The organism is Methylocella sp. CPCC 101449 (assembly GCF_031921685.1).
Classification (GTDB): Bacteria; Pseudomonadota; Alphaproteobacteria; order Rhizobiales; family Beijerinckiaceae; genus Terripilifer.
On sequence record NZ_JAPDHU010000002.1, the window covers coordinates 1,797,153 to 1,815,351 of the forward strand.

The window sequence follows — 18,199 nt, forward strand, 5'->3', positions numbered from 1 at the left end:
TAATTTTGACGTAATTCGACCTAGTTTGAGTCAGGTTTTACTGTCAATCGAGCGGCATGCGATCAGATTTATTCTTGTTCTAAATTAGAATGTGTTGGAAATAAGCTTTTTATAATTCTTCTAAATAGAATCCGAGATTTAGGCCCCTGCGAAACAAGGACATTCTCCAGCCAGGCACGGCGCCACGGGCGCACCGCAGACTTACCGAGGGGCTTGCCGGGGCACGGTGCCCCGAAAAATCCCCTGTTCCGTGTGGCGGGAATGTCACAATTGTGATCTGGAAGACGCGATGTGGTCGATCGGGTCGTGGATGACCAACTTGTAACTTGTCGGCGGACGAAGCTCCGATCAGTTTCCCGTCATGTTCGCTTCCGTTAAATATGAAATCGCTGCACCCGGAATCGAACAGGGCGTTCGACGCAGGCATAGACGGTCCAAGACAACAGGTTAGGCCAAGACGGCAGGTTAGCGTGGTGTGGCGATTCATTAGTTCCTTGACCCAACGGCGCGTGCGCCCCGCGGGGACGATCATGCTGGCGGCATCTTTGGTTTCCGGCTGTGCGCTCGATTCGGAACGCATCGGCGCCGCAGGGCCCGAGCTTGCGGGGCGCTATCGTGAAGCCCCGGGCCGATCCGCCAAAGCCGTCAGCCAGGATTGGCTCGCCGCCTTCGGCTCGAGGGAACTGACCGAACTTGGTTCCATGACTTTGGACGGCAATCTCGATCTCGGCGCCGCCCTCGCCCGCTTCGCGCAGGCGGAAGCCCAGATGATGATCGCTGGCGCCGCTCTTTATCCGCAGATCAATGCCAGCCAGAGCGCCTCACGCAGCCGCTCGCCCGGCACTTTGGGCGCCTCCTCCGGCCCCTTCACGCCCAACTACAACAGCAATTTCAACATCGGCCTTTCAGCCAGCTATGTGATCGATTTTTGGGGACGCAACGCCTCTCTGGCCGAGGCCGGACGCATCGGCGCGGTCGCAAGCCGCTTCGACTATGACACTTTGGTCGTGACGACCCTCGCCACCTTGGCCAATGCCTATTTCCAGGTTCTCGTCGCGCAAGACCGTTTGCTTTATGCGCGCGATAATATCCGCGCCGCCGAGCGGGTGCTCAACGCCATTCGCGCCCGGGTCGATGTCGGCACCGGGACAGCACTCGACGTCGCGCAACAGGAAAGCGTGCTAGCCAATCTGCGCGTCAACATTCCGGTGCTGGAGCGCCAGGCCCAACAGCAGAAGAATGTCGTTGCGGCTTTGCTCGGCCGCACGCCCAAAAGCATCACCGTCAAAGGCGGCCGGCTCAGCGCCTTGGCCCTGCCCCAGGTGAAGCCCGGGCTGCCCTCCCAATTGCTGCTGCGCCGACCCGACATTGCCGCCTCCGAGGCGCGCCTTCTGGCGGGAGAAGCCAATATCGTCGCCGCTCGCGCTGCCTTCCTGCCGACGATCACTTTGACGGGCAACGCCAGCCTTGCCAGTGCCGCGCTCAAAAATTTGCTGCGCGCCGATGCCCTCGCCTTGTCGGTTGCCGACAGCCTGACCCAACCGATCTTCGATGGCTACAATCTGCAAGGCCAGCTCGACGCGCGACGGGGCCAACGCAACGAATTGCTGGCCAACTATCGCAAGGCTATCGTCAGCGCGCTGACCGACGTCGAAAACGCCCTGATCGCCGTGCGCAAATATGCCGAGCAGGAACGTCTGCAGGCCATGGCGGTAACCGCGGCCCGACGCGCTTATGACATCAGCCAACAGCGCTTGAACGAAGGTGTCATCGACATCGTGATCTTGCTCAACACTCAGACCAATCTGTTCTCGGCCCAAGATGCTCTAACCTTGGTACGCTATCAGCGCCTCCTCGCCATCGTCAGCCTCTATCAGGCCCTTGGCGGCGGCTTCACCCGTGAATATGTCGATCCCATGCTTGCCGCGGATCCTGCGATCACCGTCCCTGCCTCGCTTCCGGCGGAGGCCACGCCATGAAACGGCTGATTGTCATCGCGGTCGCCCTCCTTGCCGTGCTCGTCTACGCCCATTTCACCCGCTGGATCCAATTGCCGTCGCCACTCGGCGGCTGGCTCCCCCAGCGCGCGCAGCAGGCCGCCAATAGCGGACGCGGCGGTTGGGGCGGCCAGAGTGGCCAGCCGATCCCGGTCCTCGTCACCCGCGTGAAAACCGACGATGTTCCGGTCACGGCCGACGCGGTCGGCACCGTGCAGGCGCTCAACACCGTCACCGTGCGGGCGCAGGTCGACGGACAACTCACCGAAATCGCCTTCCGCGAAGGCCAGGATGTGAAAGCCGGCGATGTGATCGCTCGCATCGATCCGCGCACCTATCAGGCGCAATACGACCAGGCCGTCGCCAAGAAAGCGCAGGACGAAGCGCAGCTCGCCAATGCCCGCCTCGATCTCGAACGCTACACACGGCTGGCGCAGACCAATTTCGGCTCGAAACAGCAAGCCGACACGCAACGCGCCCTCGTCGCCCAGCTGGAAGCGCAGGTGCGGGTCGACCAGGCTCTCATCGACAGCGCCAAAATCACCCTCGATTACACGACCATTCGCGCCCCGGTTGACGGGCGCACGGGTATTCGCCTGGTCGACGTCGGCAATATCGTCCGCTCGTCGGACCAGACCGGCGTCGTCACGCTGACGCAACTGCGCCCGCTGAGCATTTTCTTCAATCTGCCGCAGCAGCAGTTGCGGGCCCTGAATGCCGCCCAGGCCCGTGCCAAGATCGTCCTGCAAGCGCTCGAGCCCGACAATACGACGGTGATCGAAACCGGCACCGTGGAAGTGATCGACAATCAGGTCGATCAAGCCACCGGCACCGTGCGCATCAAGTCGCAATTCGCCAATCCGACCCTGCGCCTTTGGCCGGGCCAGTTCGTCAACGTTCGCGCCTTCATCGACGTGCTGCGCGGCGTGACGGTCGCCCCTTCCGCCGCCATTCAGCGTGGCCCCCGCGGCGCCTATGTCTATGTGCTGCGCGACGACAGCACCGTGAAAATGACCGACGTAACCGTTACGCGGCAGGACGAAAAGCTGGCGGTGATCGAAAAAGGCGTCGAGCCGGGGGCACGTATCGTCATCACCGGCTTCGGCCGATTGACCGACGAGGCGAAAGTTTCAGCTACCGCCGACGATGAGGTGCAGCCGGCACCGGCAGCTGAGGAGAGTCAAAATCAACAACGGCGTCGCGGCGGCCGCCGCGGCTAACGGTTTCAACACAGAGCAACGCCTTAAGGGCAACAGCACCATGATGGTGAGATGAACATATCGGCACCATTCATTCTGCGCCCGGTCGCCACCGGCCTGATGGCTGTGGCCATTCTCCTGTGTGGCCTGCTCGGCTACACGCGCCTGCCGGTGTCCTCACTGCCGCAGGTCGATTTCCCGACCATTCTCGTCAAGACACAGTTGCCGGGCGCCAATCCGGAAACGATGGCCTCGACCGTGACGGCACCGCTCGAACGATTGTTCGGACAGATCCCGTCGCTGGTGTCGATGTCGTCTCAATCGTCCTTCGGCTACAGCCAGATCACCCTGCAGTTCGACCTCGACCGCGACATCGAAGCCGCCTCGCAGGACGTGCAGGCGGCGATCTCCGCCTCCTCCGCCCTGCTGCCGAGAACCCTGCCCTATCCACCGATCTACTCGAAAGTGAACCCGGCCGACGCGCCGATCGTCTCAATCGCTCTGGTATCTGACAGCGTCGAGCTGCGCGTGATGAGCGACCTGGCCGATACGCTGATTTCGCCGCGCCTGTCGGAAATCAGTGGCGTCGGCCTCGTTTCCGTTCAAGGCGGCGTGCGCCCGGCCGTGCGCATTCGCGCCGACCTCGCCCGGCTCGCGGCCTATAAGATTGGCATCGACGATTTGCGCCAGGCCATCGCCAACGCCAATGTCGCCGGATCGAAGGGCACGCTCGACGGCGCCTCGCAATCCTGGATCATTTCCGCCAACGACCAGATCGCCACTGCCGAGGCTTATCGCAACATCGTCGTCGCCTCGCGCAACAATGTCTCGATCATCTTGCGCGACGTTGCCCAGGTGGTCGACGGCCTGGAAAATGTCCGCGTCGGCGGCTGGTTCAACGGCCGCCAGGCGGTCATTCTCGACGTGCAGAAACAGCCCGGCGCCAATATCATTGAAACCGCCGACCGCATCACCCATGAACTGCCGCGCCTGCAACGGCTGATCCCGGCTGGCGTTGAAATCGCAGTGGTTCAGGACCGCACCAGAACCATTCGCGCCTCGGTCCACGAAGTGCAGTTCACCCTCATTCTCAGCATCAGCCTGGTCGTTCTGGTGGTGCTCCTCTTCCTGCGGTCGATGCGCGCCACCATCGTCGCAGGCATCACCCTGCCACTGTCGATCGTCGCCAGCTTTGGCGTGATGTATCTGGCCGGCTTCAGTCTCGACAACCTGTCCCTGATGGCGCTGACCATCGGCACCGGTTTCGTCGTCGACGATGCCATCGTCATGATCGAAAACATCGTCCGCAATCTCGAACAAGGCAAGAATCGGCTCGACGCCGCTCTGGACGGCGCCCGTGAGATCGGCTTCACGGTCGTGTCGCTGACCTTCTCGCTCATCGCGGTTTTCATTCCGCTCTTGTTCATGACCGGCCTCGTCGGCCGCATGTTCCGCGAATTCGCCTTGACGCTGACCATCGCCGTCGTCGTCTCAGCCATCATCTCTCTGACCATCACGCCGATGTTGTCGGCCAAACTCCTGAAGGCGGAGGGCCATGACGAAAAGCACAACGCCTTCGTGCGCCTGGTCGAAGCACCCTTGGAGTGGATGGCGAATGTTTACGAGCGCACCCTCGACCGCGCGCTGCACCATCAGCCGCTGATCATCCTGATCACGTTGGCGACCCTGGCGCTCACCGTCTATCTCTACGCGGCGATGCCGAAGGGCTTCATTCCGACCCAGGATACCGGCCTGATCAGCGCCGTGCTGGAAGCCGCCCCCGACGCCTCCTTCCGCGAGATGACCGACCTGCAGACCAACGTCGCCCGCCGGCTGCGCGATGATAAGGACGTCGCCGATGTCGTCTCAGTGCTCGGCATCGGCCCGCTGAACGCCACGGGGAACACTGGCCGGCTGACCATCGTGCTCCACCCGAAGGACGAGCGAACAAGTACGGCGGCCGAAATCGCCGCGCGTCTGCGCGCTGCCGTCACCGAAGTGCCCGGCGCCAATATCTATCTCGAGCCGGTGCAGGACATTCAGATTTCGACCCGCAGCAGCCGCTCGCAATATCAATATACATTGTCCGGCGCCGATCCGGTCGAGGTCGACCGCTGGAGCCAGCGCCTGCTCGCCGAACTGCGCAACGATCCGATCATCCGCAACCCCGCCAATGAAAGTCAGGATGGCGGCTTGCGGGCGTTCGTCGACATCGATCGCGAGAAGGCCGGCCGTCTTGGCATTTCCATCCAATCGATCGCCGACACCTTGAACAGCGCCTTCGGCCAGCGGCAGATTTCAACGATCTATGGCCAGGCCAACCAATATCGCGTCATTCTTGAAGCCGCTCCGGCGTATCAGGACGACCCCTCTTCGCTGTCGCGCCTCTATGTCGCCGGCGTCGGCGGCGTGCAGGTGCCGCTCGACAGCTTCACCCGGATCGTGCGTACCACGGCTCCGCTGCTGATCGCCCATCAGGATCAATTCCCGGCGTCCACCCTCAGTTTCAACCTGCGTCCAGGCGCCTCGCTCGGGGATGCGGTCAATGCGGTGGAACGGGCCCAACGCGCCATCGACCTGCCGACGAATATTTCGGCGAGCTTCCATGCCGACGCGGCCGAATTCCAGCGCGCGCTCTCCAACCAACCGTGGCTGATCCTCGCGGCGGTGATCTCGATCTACATCGTGCTCGGCGTGCTCTACGAAAGCCTGGCGCATCCCTTCACGATTTTGACGACCCTGCCCTCGGCCGGTGTCGGTGCCTTGCTGGCGCTGAACCTGATGGGACACGACCTTTCGGTGATCGCCTTGATCGGCATCGTGCTGCTGATGGGCATCGTCAAGAAAAACGCGATCATGATGATCGACTTCGCCATCTCGGCCGAGCGCGAACAAGGGATGTCGCCGACCGAAGCGATCGTGCGCGCCTGCAAGCTGCGTTTTCGCCCGATCATGATGACCACTTTGGCCGCTTTGCTCGGCGCCATACCGCTGGCCATCGACACGGGTATCGGCAGCGAATTGCGCGTGCCACTCGGCGTTTCCATTATCGGCGGCCTGCTGCTCAGCCAATTGCTGACGCTTTACACCACGCCCGTGGTTTATCTGGCGGTGGAGCGCCTGCGTCTGCGCCTCGGCGGCAGCCGCAAGATCAGTGCCGAGACGGCGCTGGCGGAAGCGCGCAAGGGCGAGGCCGCACCATGAGCTCTCTCAACCCGTCGGCCCTGTTCATCGCCCGCCCCATCGGAACATCGCTGCTCGCGGCTGCCGTGATGATCGCCGGCCTCGTCGCTTATGCCTTTCTGCCGGTCGCCAGTCTGCCGTCGATCGAATTTCCCACCGTCGTCGTCTCCGCCAGCCGGCCGGGTGCCGATCCCGAAACCATGGCCTCCTCGGTCGCGGCACCCTTGGAGCGTGCCCTGGGCTCGATCGCAGGCGTCAGCGAGATCACCTCGACCAGCGCGCTTGGTTCCTCCAACGTCATCATTCAGTTCGATCTCAACCGGAAGATCGAGAGCGCCGCGCGCGACGTGCAGGCGGCACTCAATGCCGCCGCGACCAATCTGCCATCCGATCTGCCGGCCTTCCCGCGCATGCGCAAGTTCAACCCGGCATCTCGGCCAGTGCTGATCCTGGCGATGACCTCAAGCAATTTGCCCTCGTCAGCGCTGTATGACGTCGCCGACACATTGGTCGCCCAGCGCATCGCGCAGGTGCGCGGCGTCGGCGAAGTCACGGTCAGCGGCGCTGAACAACCGGCGATCCGTGTCCGCGCCGACCCTGCCCGCCTCGCCGCCATGGGAATCGGGCTCGACGATATCCGTACCGCCATCGTCAGCGCCTCCGTCACTTCCCCGCTTGGCGCTTTCGACAGCGAAGGCCGGGCGGAAACATTGGGGATGGCCGGTCAGCTCGAGACGAGCGAGGAATATGCCCGCATCCCCATCCGTTCGCAGAACGGCCGCATGGTGATGGTCGGCGATGTCGCCACCGTAACCCCCGGCGTTCGTAACAGCCGCACCGCCGGCTGGTACAACGGCCAGCCGGCGGTCATCATCAATGTCACCAAGGAAGCGACCGCCAACATCATCGATACGATCGACGGCGTGAAGGAGGTTCTGCCGGAACTGCGCAAATGGATGCCGGCGGGCGTCAATTTCTCGATCATGTCGGATCGTTCGACCACCATTCGAGCATCGATCCTCGATTTGCAGATGACATTGGCCATCTCCATCGGGCTGGTGATGATGGTGGTGTTCCTGTTTCTGCGGCGCGTATCCTCCACCGCTGCGGCCGCCGTGGCCGTGCCGCTGTCGCTCGCAGGCACTTTCGGCGCCATGTGGTTCTGCGGCTTTTCCGTCGACAACCTGTCCTTGATGGCGATCACAGTGGCGGTTGGTTTCGTCGTCGACGATGCCATCGTCATGATCGAGAACATCCATCGCAATATGGAAGCCGGGATGGGGCGGCTCCAGGCGGCTCTCGCCGGCACCGGACAGATCGGCTTCACCATCGTCTCGATCAGCCTGTCGCTGATCGCCGCGTTCATCCCCCTCCTGTTCATGGGCGGAATTCCCGGCCGCCTGTTCCGCGAATTCTCGCTGACCCTGACCTTCGCCATCATCGTTTCGATGATCGTGTCGCTGACGGTCACGCCCATGCTCTGCGCCCATACCATGCCGCCGGTCCATGGTCAGCGCGGACGCATCGATCAGGCCATGGAAGACTTCTTCGCCTGGATCCTGCGGGCCTACGAACGCAGCCTGCGCTTCGCCCTGGGCTATCCGATCACTGGACTGCTGATTTTCCTGGCGGTGATCGTTCTCACCGTCGATCTCTATCGTACGACACCCAAAGGCTGGTTCGCGCAGGATGACACAGGCTTGCTCGCCGGTTGGACCAGCGCGTCGGACGATTCGTCCTTCGAGGCGACGCTCGCCTTGCAACAACGGGTCACGGACATCATCCGCGCCGATCCCGCCGTTGAGGCCGTTGCGTCCTTCATCGGCACCGGCAGTTCGGTCAGCTCCGGTCGCATGAATATTTCGGTGCGCACGAGCGGACCCAACAGCGCCTCGTCGCAAGCGGTGATCGCCCGACTGCGCCCGCAACTCGCGCGGGTCGTCGGCATGCAAACCTTCCTCGTCGCCCAGCAGGACGTGCGCATGGGCGGGCGGCAAGGACGCTCGACCTATCAATTCACATTATGGAGCAGCGATCTTTCTGGGCTTGATCGCGCCGCCGAACAGGTGCTGGAGAAATTGCGCCGCACACCGCAATTGGTCGATGTCGAAAGCGACCGCGACGATGGCGGCTTACAGGCGAATATCGTCGTCGACCGGACGGCGGCTTCGCGCCTGGGCGTCAACATTCAAAGCATCACGGCCGCCCTGTCCAATGCCTTCAGCCAGCGCCAGATCGCGACGATCTACACCGAGCGCAACCAATATAAGGTCATCCTGGAGGTCACGCCGACACGGCAACGCGACCCCACCGACATCACGGGCATCTATGTGCCCGGCGCCAACAACACCCAGGTGCCACTCTCGGCGGTCGCCAGCATCCAGCGGGGCGAGACGGCACTTTCCGTCAATCATCAAGGCCCCTTCCCGGCGATCACCATCACCTATGACCTGGCCTCTGGCATAACACTGGATGAGGGCACTCGCGTGCTGCGCCAAGCGGTCGCCGATCTCCACCTGCCCGACACGATCACCGCCGATTTCGCCGGCGATGCGAAAGCCTTCCGCGAAAATCAGCAAAGCCAGATCTGGCTCATCGTCGCCGCTTTGATCTGCGTCTACATCGTGCTGGGCATTCTCTACGAAAGCCTCATTCACCCACTGACCATCATTTCCACCCTACCGTCGGCGGGGCTTGGCGCCCTGCTGGCGCTGAACGTGACGAAGACGGAGCTGTCACTCGTCGCCTTCATCGCCATCATCATGCTCATCGGCATCGTCAAGAAGAACGGCATCATGATGGTTGATTTCGCCATCGCCGCACGCCGCGCGCGCGATCTCACACCCGCCGAAGCCGTCATCGAAGCCTGTCGGGAGCGTTTCCGCCCCATTCTCATGACCACGATGGCCGCCATGCTCGGCGCTCTGCCGTTGGCCCTCGGCCATGGTCCCGGTTCTGAGCTGCGCCGGCCACTCGGCATCGCCATCGTAGGCGGCCTGCTCGTCTCGCAACTGCTGACGCTCTATTCGACCCCCTTGATCTATATGCTGATGAGCCGTTTCGAACGCGGCAATCGCGAAAGCTTGCTGCAAAAGGCCGCCTTGTCCGATCGGCCCGCAACATAAGATCGTTAACGTCACCGGCGCGCGATTTGCTCGGTGCGAGGAACGGCGGTTGGCATTTCTGAACGGGCACATCTGTCTGTGCCAATTCAGAACATTCGCTATGTCGCCGAACGGAACTGGACCGATGCGAAACATGAAGCCCCTGTCACGCCGCATGTTGCTGGCTTCAGCAGCCGGGGCGGCTTGCGTCGGCACTTTGCCATTCATCGGCATCGGGACACCCGTATCGTCGGCCCCTGCGGCTGCACCGCGCCTGCGCCGCGGCGGATCGATCCATACGATGATGAACTGGGCCGACGTCGAGCCCAATAATGCGCAGCGCTATGCCTGGCCGCCCTTCGGCGCCAGCCATTTCAACACCAGCCCGGAACTGCTGCGCGCCTTCCGCCAAAGCGGCCTCGATCATATCCGCTTGACCGTCGACCCCGGCCCTTTTCTGCAGGCTGATCCGGCGCAGTTGCGACAGGTGAACCAGATCCTGCTGCAACGGTGCAAACAAATCCTGGCCGAGGATCTGCAAGTGGTCGTCGACTTTCATCCCACCCAGCAGGTCGAACGTTTCGCGCCCGAACGTATCGTCGGCAACGAAACCAGCGCCTTGTTCAAGGCCTATGTCGCGGTCCTCGCTTCCGTGGCGGACGCCATGCGGGAGCTCGATCCGAGCCGCGTTGCCCTCGAAGTGATGAACGAACCGCCTTATGGCTATGACGGTTTCACCGCAGCTCGCTGGCGGCGCATGCTCGGTGCGATGCACAGCGCCGTCCGCCAGGCCAATCCGGCCCTTCCCCTAGTGCTCTCCGGCGCCGCCGGCGGCGGCATCACGGGGCTCCTGTCGCTGGAGCCGGCCAGCTTCAACGACACCAACCTGTTCTGGAGCTTCCACTACTACGACCCGCATGTGTTCACTCACCAGGGCGTCGTGACCTCTCAGTCCAACATGCTTTACTTCCGCTATCTCTCCGGCCTCGCATGGCCGGCGGAGCGCACCAACGTTCAGGCGGTCACTGCCTTGATCGCCGCCAAAATCGACGTCGATCCGAATCCGCCCATCGCCGACCGTGAACTCTTGAAGAAGCAGGCGATCGAGGCAGTCGAACAATACGACAAATCGAAATTCTCCGAGGAACGCATCAAAACCGATTTCGGCAAGGTCGAGGCCTGGGCAAGCGAAAACAGCGTGCCGCCTGAGCGCATCTATCTTGGCGAATTCGGCATCATGCGCGAAACGGTCGATCAACCTGGCGCTAAGGCCTATGATCGTGAAGCCTGGATGCGCTCGATTCGAATCTCCGCGGAACGCCGTGGGTTTGGCTGGGCCCTATGGGATATCAATGACACGCAGATGGGCCTCGTCGAGCGGCGCAATGCCCTGCCCTTGCATGACGGCACGCTCAATGCGCTCGGCTTGACCGTGCGACCGCGGCCTCAAACCACGCCGTAGCGCCGATAGATCGCCAGGATGGCATTGACGAAAACAGGCACGGTGAAGCGTTCTTCATAAAGCTTCCGCGACTGCTCCTGCATGCCAGCAAGTGTCATCGGCTCCTGCGTGAGCTGTTTGATCACCGCCACGATGGCGGCTGGATCATGCGGCACCAGGAAGCCGTTGACGCCCTCGTGAACCACTTCCGCCACCGCGCCGATCTTCGTTGCGATCAAAGCGTTGCCGGCGCAAGCGCCCTCGATGAGAGACAAAGGCAAAGCCTCGGCCCGAGACGGCAGAATGACCACGTCCGCCTGCTGCATCAACTGATGCACCTCCGGCAGGCTCAACCATCCCCTTATATCCAGGCGTTCGCTGATCCCAGCTTCGGCAATGGCGGCCTCATAGGGCTGCATCGATCCATTGCCGGCAATCGTGCACTCCCAATCGTCGGATTTGAGTTGCGCCAGCGCCGAAATGAGAAGGTCCACCCCCTTGCGATTGCCGATCTCGCCACAGAACAACAGAGACAAGACCCCATCGTAGAGACGTGGAATTGTCGCATCGGCACGAATGTCGGGCACGCCATTATAGATGACTTCGATGCGGCTGTTCTCGACCCGCAGTGCATCCCTGAACGGTTTACGGAACGCCTCGCCCAGCACGATGACGCTATCGGAACCTCGCGCCAGACGACCAAGAGCCCGCAACCACAGCGGGTTCCGCGCGATCGTTTCATCGCTGATCATGCCATGGAAATGAATGACATAGGGCACACCGAGCAACCGTGCCACAGCCCCGAACGCCTGTTTGCGTAACGCGCTGCCGTCGGTCGAAACATGAATGTGAACGAGGCCGTAGCTACGCGTCGCCAGCAGCCAAGTGAAACGTACCAGCGCCAAAACGAAATGCGGCACCCAGCGCCATCCCTTCGCCTCACCGCGCGCGCCGATGAGGTCGAAGATCATAGGCTGACCTCTCTCGCGCAGATCGTCGAGAAAATAGAACAACAGGCGATCGATCCCGCCCTGCCCAAAAAGGCCAACGGGCGAGATGATAAGCAGGCGCTTCTGCGAAACGGATCCGGTTTCGGTCATGAATTCTCAGTCGCGGCAAATGAAACGGCGATCATACATCCCTCTTCGCCGATGTCACCGGCCAGCACAATACGTTGCGTTTCCCGCAATACACCGAATTGCGGCGCATAGGTTCCCTGCTCCACACGAGCGGTTAACGACGCCGGCAAGCGGATCGATGCAAGAGGACGTCCCTCGCGCGACAACACCACGGCCGCATCGACGATTTTCGCCGCGACATCTTCGGCAAGCAGGAAGTTCCACGTAGCGGCGAGCGGCGTCCGCGCACCGATCAACCGATCCTGAATGACGAAACCAGCGTCGTTGCGGGCGATCCGCCGCGCGTGACGCACGCCAAAGGCGCTCAGATAGCCGTCATGCGCGCCTTCCACCGCCCAGGCTTGCGGCGACGTGAACAGGACTTCGGTCTTGGCGATATTTTTCCACGAGAACGCACTCGAAGGCTCGCTCTGCGACCGGCCTTGTATGGACAATGTATTGTGCGCCAGGGAGCGTCGCAGCTCATGCCGCGTCTCGCGTCCGGAATGATAGAGCCAGGTGCCGGCATCGATGAACAACGGCTGGCCATCGACATTGAGCCAAAGCGCCAGCGCATCGGCGTGGCCATGAGCAGCGAGCGACAGATAGCCGAGCGGCCCGCGATCGAAGATCAGGTGATATCGATGATCCACCGCTTCGTCGCGAACGACGGCATAGCCGCCCGCCGCAAAGTCCTTGAACGAGCGGCGCGATGCCCGCGCCACGGCATCAGGCGCACCGAACAGGGCTTCGCGCAGATAGCCCGGCGCCACGCATGACGAACTCGCCTCCCCGAGCAGCCCGGCCATCGCATGAACGATCGAAGCCACATAAAGCGGCTCCGGCACCCCTGAGCAGGTTACGACCCGGCCTTCATCGTCATCGCCGATCGCCGGTACCTGCCCGACATCGTCCTGCAAGGCGGCCAGAAAAGCCGCACCGCGCCGCAGCCGTTCGTCGACACCGGCCAGCGGCCGGCTAAGCGCGCGTGCCACGAGCTGACCCAGCGCCAGCATTTCCATGGTGAAGCCTTGATAGGTCGGCGATTGTTCGGCGCCGACGCCATCCGGCAGGATCTGCAGTTCGGCTTCCGTCTCCAGAATGTGCCGGCCTTCCCGCGTATAGGCTCTCGCCTGCTGGGACCCGGGCAAAACCAAACCCGCCAAGAGCAGGCCAAGCCCTTCGGCCACCCGATGATTGTTGGCCGAGGAATAGAGCGAGGGAAAGCGCGCCAGCCAGATGGCATGCGCCGTCAGGAAGCGCAGCAGCTCCGAACGATATTCGGGCCGTGCGGCCGCGGCGCCATCACTGGCGATCAACAAAGTGACCGAGACGATGCGCAGCGCGATCTCGATACCCGATGTCCAGTGGACGCCCCGCCACGGCGGATTAGCCGCCATCCAGGAGCGCACCCAGGCCATCCCGTCTTCGAACGCGCCGGCCTCGCCATGAGCCGCCCGCACCGCCAGCCAATGCAAGGCCTGGAGCCGCGCCGGCTCCCAGACGAATTTAACGTCACCGTAGCGGCGCTGCTCGTCGGGGACGGCGCTGGTAGAGCGCACGTCGATGTCAAAAGCCGCCTGCTCCGCCCCGGGCCAGGACCGTTCCGATATGGGATCGAAAAACCATAGGTTTTCGCGCGGACGCGCGCCGTCAAAGTGAGCAGAGGGCCAGCGGCGCCCCAAGGCCTGCGCCGGATCGAAGCCAGCGCCGCACGACAAAGGAACCCGACGCAGCCGCGCCCGCAGGTCACTCAGATCAGCGAAGGCGCCGGAAAAATCAGCGGAAATCGCCTCCCAGCCACGCTTTTCAGCCCGAAATCGCGATTTCCGGCCCAATTCCACGACGCGATGGCCGATCTCCGGCACACTCATCGTCGACAGACGCGCGCCATACCAACGCAACCGCTCCAACATCGGCCCCAGTCCTCACCCCAAGTCCTCATCAGGGCCAGAAAGGGCCTGCTTTCTGAGATCGTAGAAGCATTCTGTAAATGAGAGGTATGGCACAACACTTGGAATAAAAAATGTGGTCATCACGCCGTGTCCCATTTTGGGACAAGGTCTCTGGAACAGGGTGTGCGCAAAGACGAAGGTAGATGGATCTACCAACGCCGATCGACCATGCCTCAGCCAAAGAAGCCGAGTACGGGCAAGTACGGGATATAGGCATGTGTGGAATTGCGGGATTGGCGCTGCGCAAACCGGATTCGGGGCTACGCGACAAATTTGTCCGCCTGTCTCTCGAACATCTGGCGCTGCGCGGCCCTGACGCGCACGGACATGAGACCTATCACCCGTTACCGGACGTCGCGGTCGATCTGATCCACACGCGCCTCTCCATCATCGATCTTTCCGGCGGCGCTCAGCCGATGGCGGATGCCCAAGGCGCGATCGTCTTCAATGGCGAGATTTACAATTTCCGTGAGCAGCGCGATCCAGCCTTCAGCTATCGCACCACGTCGGATACGGAAGTCCTGCTGCATGCGCTCGGTGCCGGTGGCCTGCCGGCGCTCAACCGCATGGAAGGCATGTTTGCCTTCGGCTATCTCGATCAAACCCGCAAACGCCTCATCATCGCCCGCGACGAATTCGGCATCAAGCCGGTTTATTTCTACAAGGACGACGAACGTTTCGCCTTCGCCTCGACCCTGCCGCCGCTGATGGCGCTGTCGAAGAAGGAGATCAATCCGGATTCGCTCGTCGAATATTACACTTCGCGCGGCATGCGTTCGTCGCACACCATTTTCAAGGATGTAATCGAGGTCGCCCCCGGCTACGCCTTCGTGCTCGATCTCGAAACCTGGACGTTGGAAAGCCTGAAATGGGCCGAGCCGCGCCGCCTCGATCCGGTGCGCGGCACCGAGACCGAACTGCTTGACCAGCTCGAACAGATCCTCGACGCGTCGGTGAAACGCCACCTGATTTCTGACGTGCCGGTCGCGGCCCTGCTTTCCGGCGGCATCGATTCCAGCCTGATGACCGCTTTCGCCGCGCGCCATACCGATCATCTCGCCGCCTTCACCATCGGTTTTCGCGACAAGACCTATGACGAAAGCCAGCACGCCGCCGCCGTGGCACAGCGCTACGGTCTGCGCCACCACGTCATGTATTGCGAGGATGACGAATTCATCGGTTTGATCGCCGACTGGCCGCTCATCATGGATGATGCGGTCGCCAATCCCTCCACCGTCCTGCTCTATGCCCTGTCGCGCTTTGCCCGCGAGGCTGGCTACAAGGTTCTATTGGCCGGCGAAGGCGCCGACGAGTTTTTCGGCGGCTATCATCAGCAATGGCGTTTCGCCATGGCACGCAAGCTCAATCCGGCGGCACGCCACTTCCCGGTCATCGCCCAGGGCTTGGAAAAACTCGCGCCCCATCGCACGCGCCTCGTCCATGCGGCACGGCTCGCCACCGGCGACTGCGCCTTCCACGGCACCAGCATGATCGTCGAGCCTTGGCTGGCGCCAGAACTGTTCGCGGTTCCCGTGGGCGAAGCACCCTTCGCCAAATCCCTGAGCGAAGCTCTGCTGCTCGACCAAGGCTATCGTTTGCCCGACGACATGCTCACCGCCGCCGATCGCGCCACCATGCATGCGTCGGTCGAAGCACGGGTGCCCTTCGTCACCCGCACGGTCGCCAATTTCGCCGCCGGCCTCGAAGATCGCCACCTGATCAATGGCTTCTCGCAAAAGGTCATCCTGAAGAAGCTGGCCCGCCGCCACATCCCCGCCTCCTGCATCGATCGGCGCAAGGTCGGCTTCGACTTGCCGCTGTCACGCTGGTTCCGCACGTCGCTGAAGGAGCGGCTGCTGGACGCTCTCGCCAGCACGTGGCAGCGTGACTATTTCCGCCCCGGTGCCCTCGACAAAATGATCGATTGGCATCTCAGCGGCCGCACCAATATTCCGGACAAATTGTGGGCTTTCTATCTGCTCGAACATAACGTCCGCGCTTTGCGGGCCATCTCGTGAGCGACATGAGCATTATCGACACGCTGAAACATACAGCGCTTACCGACCGGCTCCTGCGCCGCCCGCCAGGTCTCTATGACTATGCGCGCCGCACCATCGCGCGTGTGTCCGCCCTCGCACCGGACGAACTCGCGACCTGGCGCGAAACCCGCCTGGCTGCCATTCTGTCCCGCGCACATTCTTTGCCTGGCTATGCGCAAGCACCGGCCAGCACCCGCCTGTCGGATTGGCCGATCCTGACCAAACCGCAACTCATCGGCCGCGAAAAGCTCTTCGCCACCCGTGGCGTCCTGCCCCGAGCCGCCGGTGCGACGGGCGGCACCACCGGCCAGCCCATGCAGGTCACGCGCACCGCCGCTGGCGTTGTCTTTGAACAAGCGACCATCGACAGGCTATGCCGTGAGGCCGGTGCCGAGTGCGCACTCTCGCGGGTGGCTGTCCTGCGTGGCGATTCCATCAAAGATCCCGCCGACATGTCGCCGCCTTTCTGGGTTGATGAAGGCCGCCGCAAACGGCTTTTCTCGGCGCATCATCTCAATCGGGAGAACATCAGCGCTTATGTGAAGGCGCTGCATGATTTCGCGCCCGATATTCTCTTCTGCTATCCGTCTTCTCTCGGTGCGCTGCTGCATGCGCTACCGATCGATGCGGGCCTGCATATTCCGGTCATCTTCGTCTCCTCGGAAACGCTTTCGCCAGCCACCGCCGAATTGGCGCGTGAAATGCTCGGCGCCCGCATCGTCAACTACTACGGCCATGCCGAGCGTATCGTCGCAGCCGCCGACATCGACAACCAGGGCTGCCGCTTCCTGTCCTTCTACGGTCATGTCGAACTGATCCCGGATGGCGAAGGCCTGGCGCGCATCATCGCCACCTCGCTGTGGGATCATGGTCAGATTTTCATCCGCTATGACACGGGCGACCGCGTCCGCGTGCCAAGCCACGATCCCGACGTACTCGGGCAGATCGCCACCGGACAGCAAGCCTTCGATGGGATCGATGGACGCAGCAGCGAATATATCGACCTGCCGAACGGCCGGCGCATCATCGGCCTCAACCATATTCAACGCGGCGTACGTGGCGCCGCCTCGATCCAGCTTCACTATGTCCAGGACGAAGGTCTGACCCTCTATATCGCGCCGACCGAGGGCTATGGCCCCGCCACCATCTCCGCGATCAAGGGCAATCTCTCCTTGAAACTACCCCCCGAGATTCCGGCACGTTTTGTGCTGGTTAATGGGCCTGTACGAGAGCCCAACGGAAAAGCACCCCTGCTGCTGCGCCGCCCCGTTATCCAAAATGGTCAGTGCCAGGGACCGGAGTTGATCTAAATGAATGCCAGTTCCGCTGATATCTATGCGATTTCTGCCGAAGAGTGGGAACGCATCGAGCGCGAAGAGCATGACCGTGTCTATGACGGCATGATGCCCTTCGGCCTCCGCACGCGCCGGATCGATCCAGCCCATGTGCTGAAATGGGAAGACTATTGTTTCAAACCGGGCGCCCGTCCCGATCGTGGTCATCGCACGCGCCGCGTGTTCGAGCTGATGGACATCGATCATCTCAAGGGCAAGAAGGTTCTCGATGTCGGCTGCGGCATCGGTCAGTATGGCGTGTTCTTCGCGCTGAAGGGCGCCGAGGTGCGCGGCTTTGACCTCTCTCCCGTTGGCGTCGAAGCCGGCAATGCGCTCGCGCGCGAGAACGGCGTCGCCGACACCTGCCAGTTCCAGGTCGCGAATGCCACGGCCATGCCCTATGCGGACGAAGAATTCGACATCGTCCTTTTCCACGAAGTGCTGCACCACGCCATCAAATATCCCGGCGTGCGCGAGGAAGCCCTGCGCGTGCTGAAGCCCGGCGGCAAAGTGATCATCAGCGAGACGCTGCGCGGCAATGCCGTGCTCGACCTGTTGCGCAAGATCAGCATGCGCGGCGAGGAAGCCAAGGGCGACGTCATTCTCGAGCCGGCCGATATTGCCGGCTTCGCCCAAGGTTTCCGCAATTATCGCCTCGAACAGATGTCGCTTCTGTTCATGGGCAAGCGCATCGTTCAGGCCCACACCGGCAATCCGGTGGTGCGCGCCGGCTTGCGTGCCTTGAAGGGGACTGACGATGTTCTGCTCGGCGCCTTTCCTGGCCTGCGCCAGTACTGCGGCGAATGCGTCGCGGTGATGGAGAAATAGG

10 protein-coding genes are annotated in these 18,199 nt (G+C 62.2%); 8 read left to right on the forward strand and 2 right to left on the reverse strand.

Going from position 1 to position 18,199, the window contains the following annotated elements; translation table 11 throughout:
- The first annotated feature begins 530 nt into the window (after window positions 1–530).
- The 5 genes from OIM99_RS19515 (at window position 531) to OIM99_RS19535 (ending at window position 10,945) form a co-directional block, all read left to right on the forward strand.
- The gene (locus OIM99_RS19515) at window positions 531–1,979 is read left to right on the forward strand and encodes an efflux transporter outer membrane subunit (protein WP_311852119.1); all 1,449 of its coding nucleotides are present in this window, start codon (window positions 531–533) and stop codon (window positions 1,977–1,979) included.
- Entirely contained in the window at window positions 1,976–3,217 is a 1,242-nt protein-coding gene (locus OIM99_RS19520) for an efflux RND transporter periplasmic adaptor subunit (RefSeq protein ID WP_311852120.1), read from the forward strand. The genes OIM99_RS19515 and OIM99_RS19520 overlap by 4 nt, the downstream gene beginning before the upstream one ends.
- A 51-nt stretch (window positions 3,218–3,268) precedes the next feature.
- Window positions 3,269–6,400, forward strand: coding sequence for an efflux RND transporter permease subunit (locus OIM99_RS19525; RefSeq protein ID WP_311852121.1), 3,132 nt, complete (start codon window positions 3,269–3,271; stop codon window positions 6,398–6,400).
- Window positions 6,397–9,504 (forward strand): efflux RND transporter permease subunit, encoded by a 3,108-nt coding sequence (locus OIM99_RS19530; RefSeq protein WP_311852122.1) that lies wholly within the window; start codon window positions 6,397–6,399, stop codon window positions 9,502–9,504. The genes OIM99_RS19525 and OIM99_RS19530 overlap by 4 nt, the downstream gene beginning before the upstream one ends.
- A 133-nt stretch (window positions 9,505–9,637) precedes the next feature.
- Window positions 9,638–10,945, forward strand: a complete 1,308-nt coding sequence (locus OIM99_RS19535) for a cellulase family glycosylhydrolase (protein WP_311852123.1) — start codon at window positions 9,638–9,640, stop codon at window positions 10,943–10,945.
- On the opposite strand, the gene OIM99_RS19540 is transcribed toward OIM99_RS19535, so the two are convergent.
- Together OIM99_RS19540 and OIM99_RS19545 are read right to left on the reverse strand one after the other, a co-directional pair.
- Window positions 10,930–12,024, reverse strand: a complete 1,095-nt coding sequence (locus tag OIM99_RS19540) for a glycosyltransferase family 4 protein (RefSeq protein WP_311852124.1) — start codon at window positions 12,022–12,024, stop codon at window positions 10,930–10,932. The genes OIM99_RS19535 and OIM99_RS19540 overlap by 16 nt on opposite strands.
- A complete protein-coding gene (locus OIM99_RS19545) occupies window positions 12,021–13,958 on the reverse strand; it encodes an alginate lyase family protein (RefSeq protein WP_311852125.1) in 1,938 nt (645 codons plus the stop codon). The genes OIM99_RS19540 and OIM99_RS19545 overlap by 4 nt, the downstream gene beginning before the upstream one ends.
- A 254-nt stretch (window positions 13,959–14,212) precedes the next feature.
- Here OIM99_RS19545 and asnB point away from each other — a divergent pair, with 254 nt between their 5' ends.
- From asnB to OIM99_RS19560, 3 genes are read left to right on the forward strand one after another with little or no spacing between them, the layout of a single operon-like run.
- The gene (gene asnB / locus OIM99_RS19550; RefSeq protein WP_311852126.1) at window positions 14,213–16,015 is read left to right on the forward strand and encodes an asparagine synthase (glutamine-hydrolyzing); all 1,803 of its coding nucleotides are present in this window, start codon (window positions 14,213–14,215) and stop codon (window positions 16,013–16,015) included.
- Between the two features lie 5 nt (window positions 16,016–16,020).
- Window positions 16,021–17,346 carry a hypothetical protein gene (locus OIM99_RS19555; protein ID WP_311852127.1) on the forward strand — a complete coding sequence of 442 codons (1,326 nt, stop codon included), beginning with the start codon at window positions 16,021–16,023 and terminating at the stop codon, window positions 17,344–17,346.
- The gene (locus tag OIM99_RS19560) at window positions 17,347–18,198 is read left to right on the forward strand and encodes a methyltransferase domain-containing protein (RefSeq protein WP_311852128.1); all 852 of its coding nucleotides are present in this window, start codon (window positions 17,347–17,349) and stop codon (window positions 18,196–18,198) included. It begins immediately after the preceding gene.
- The last annotated feature ends 1 nt before the right edge of the window (window position 18,199 follow it).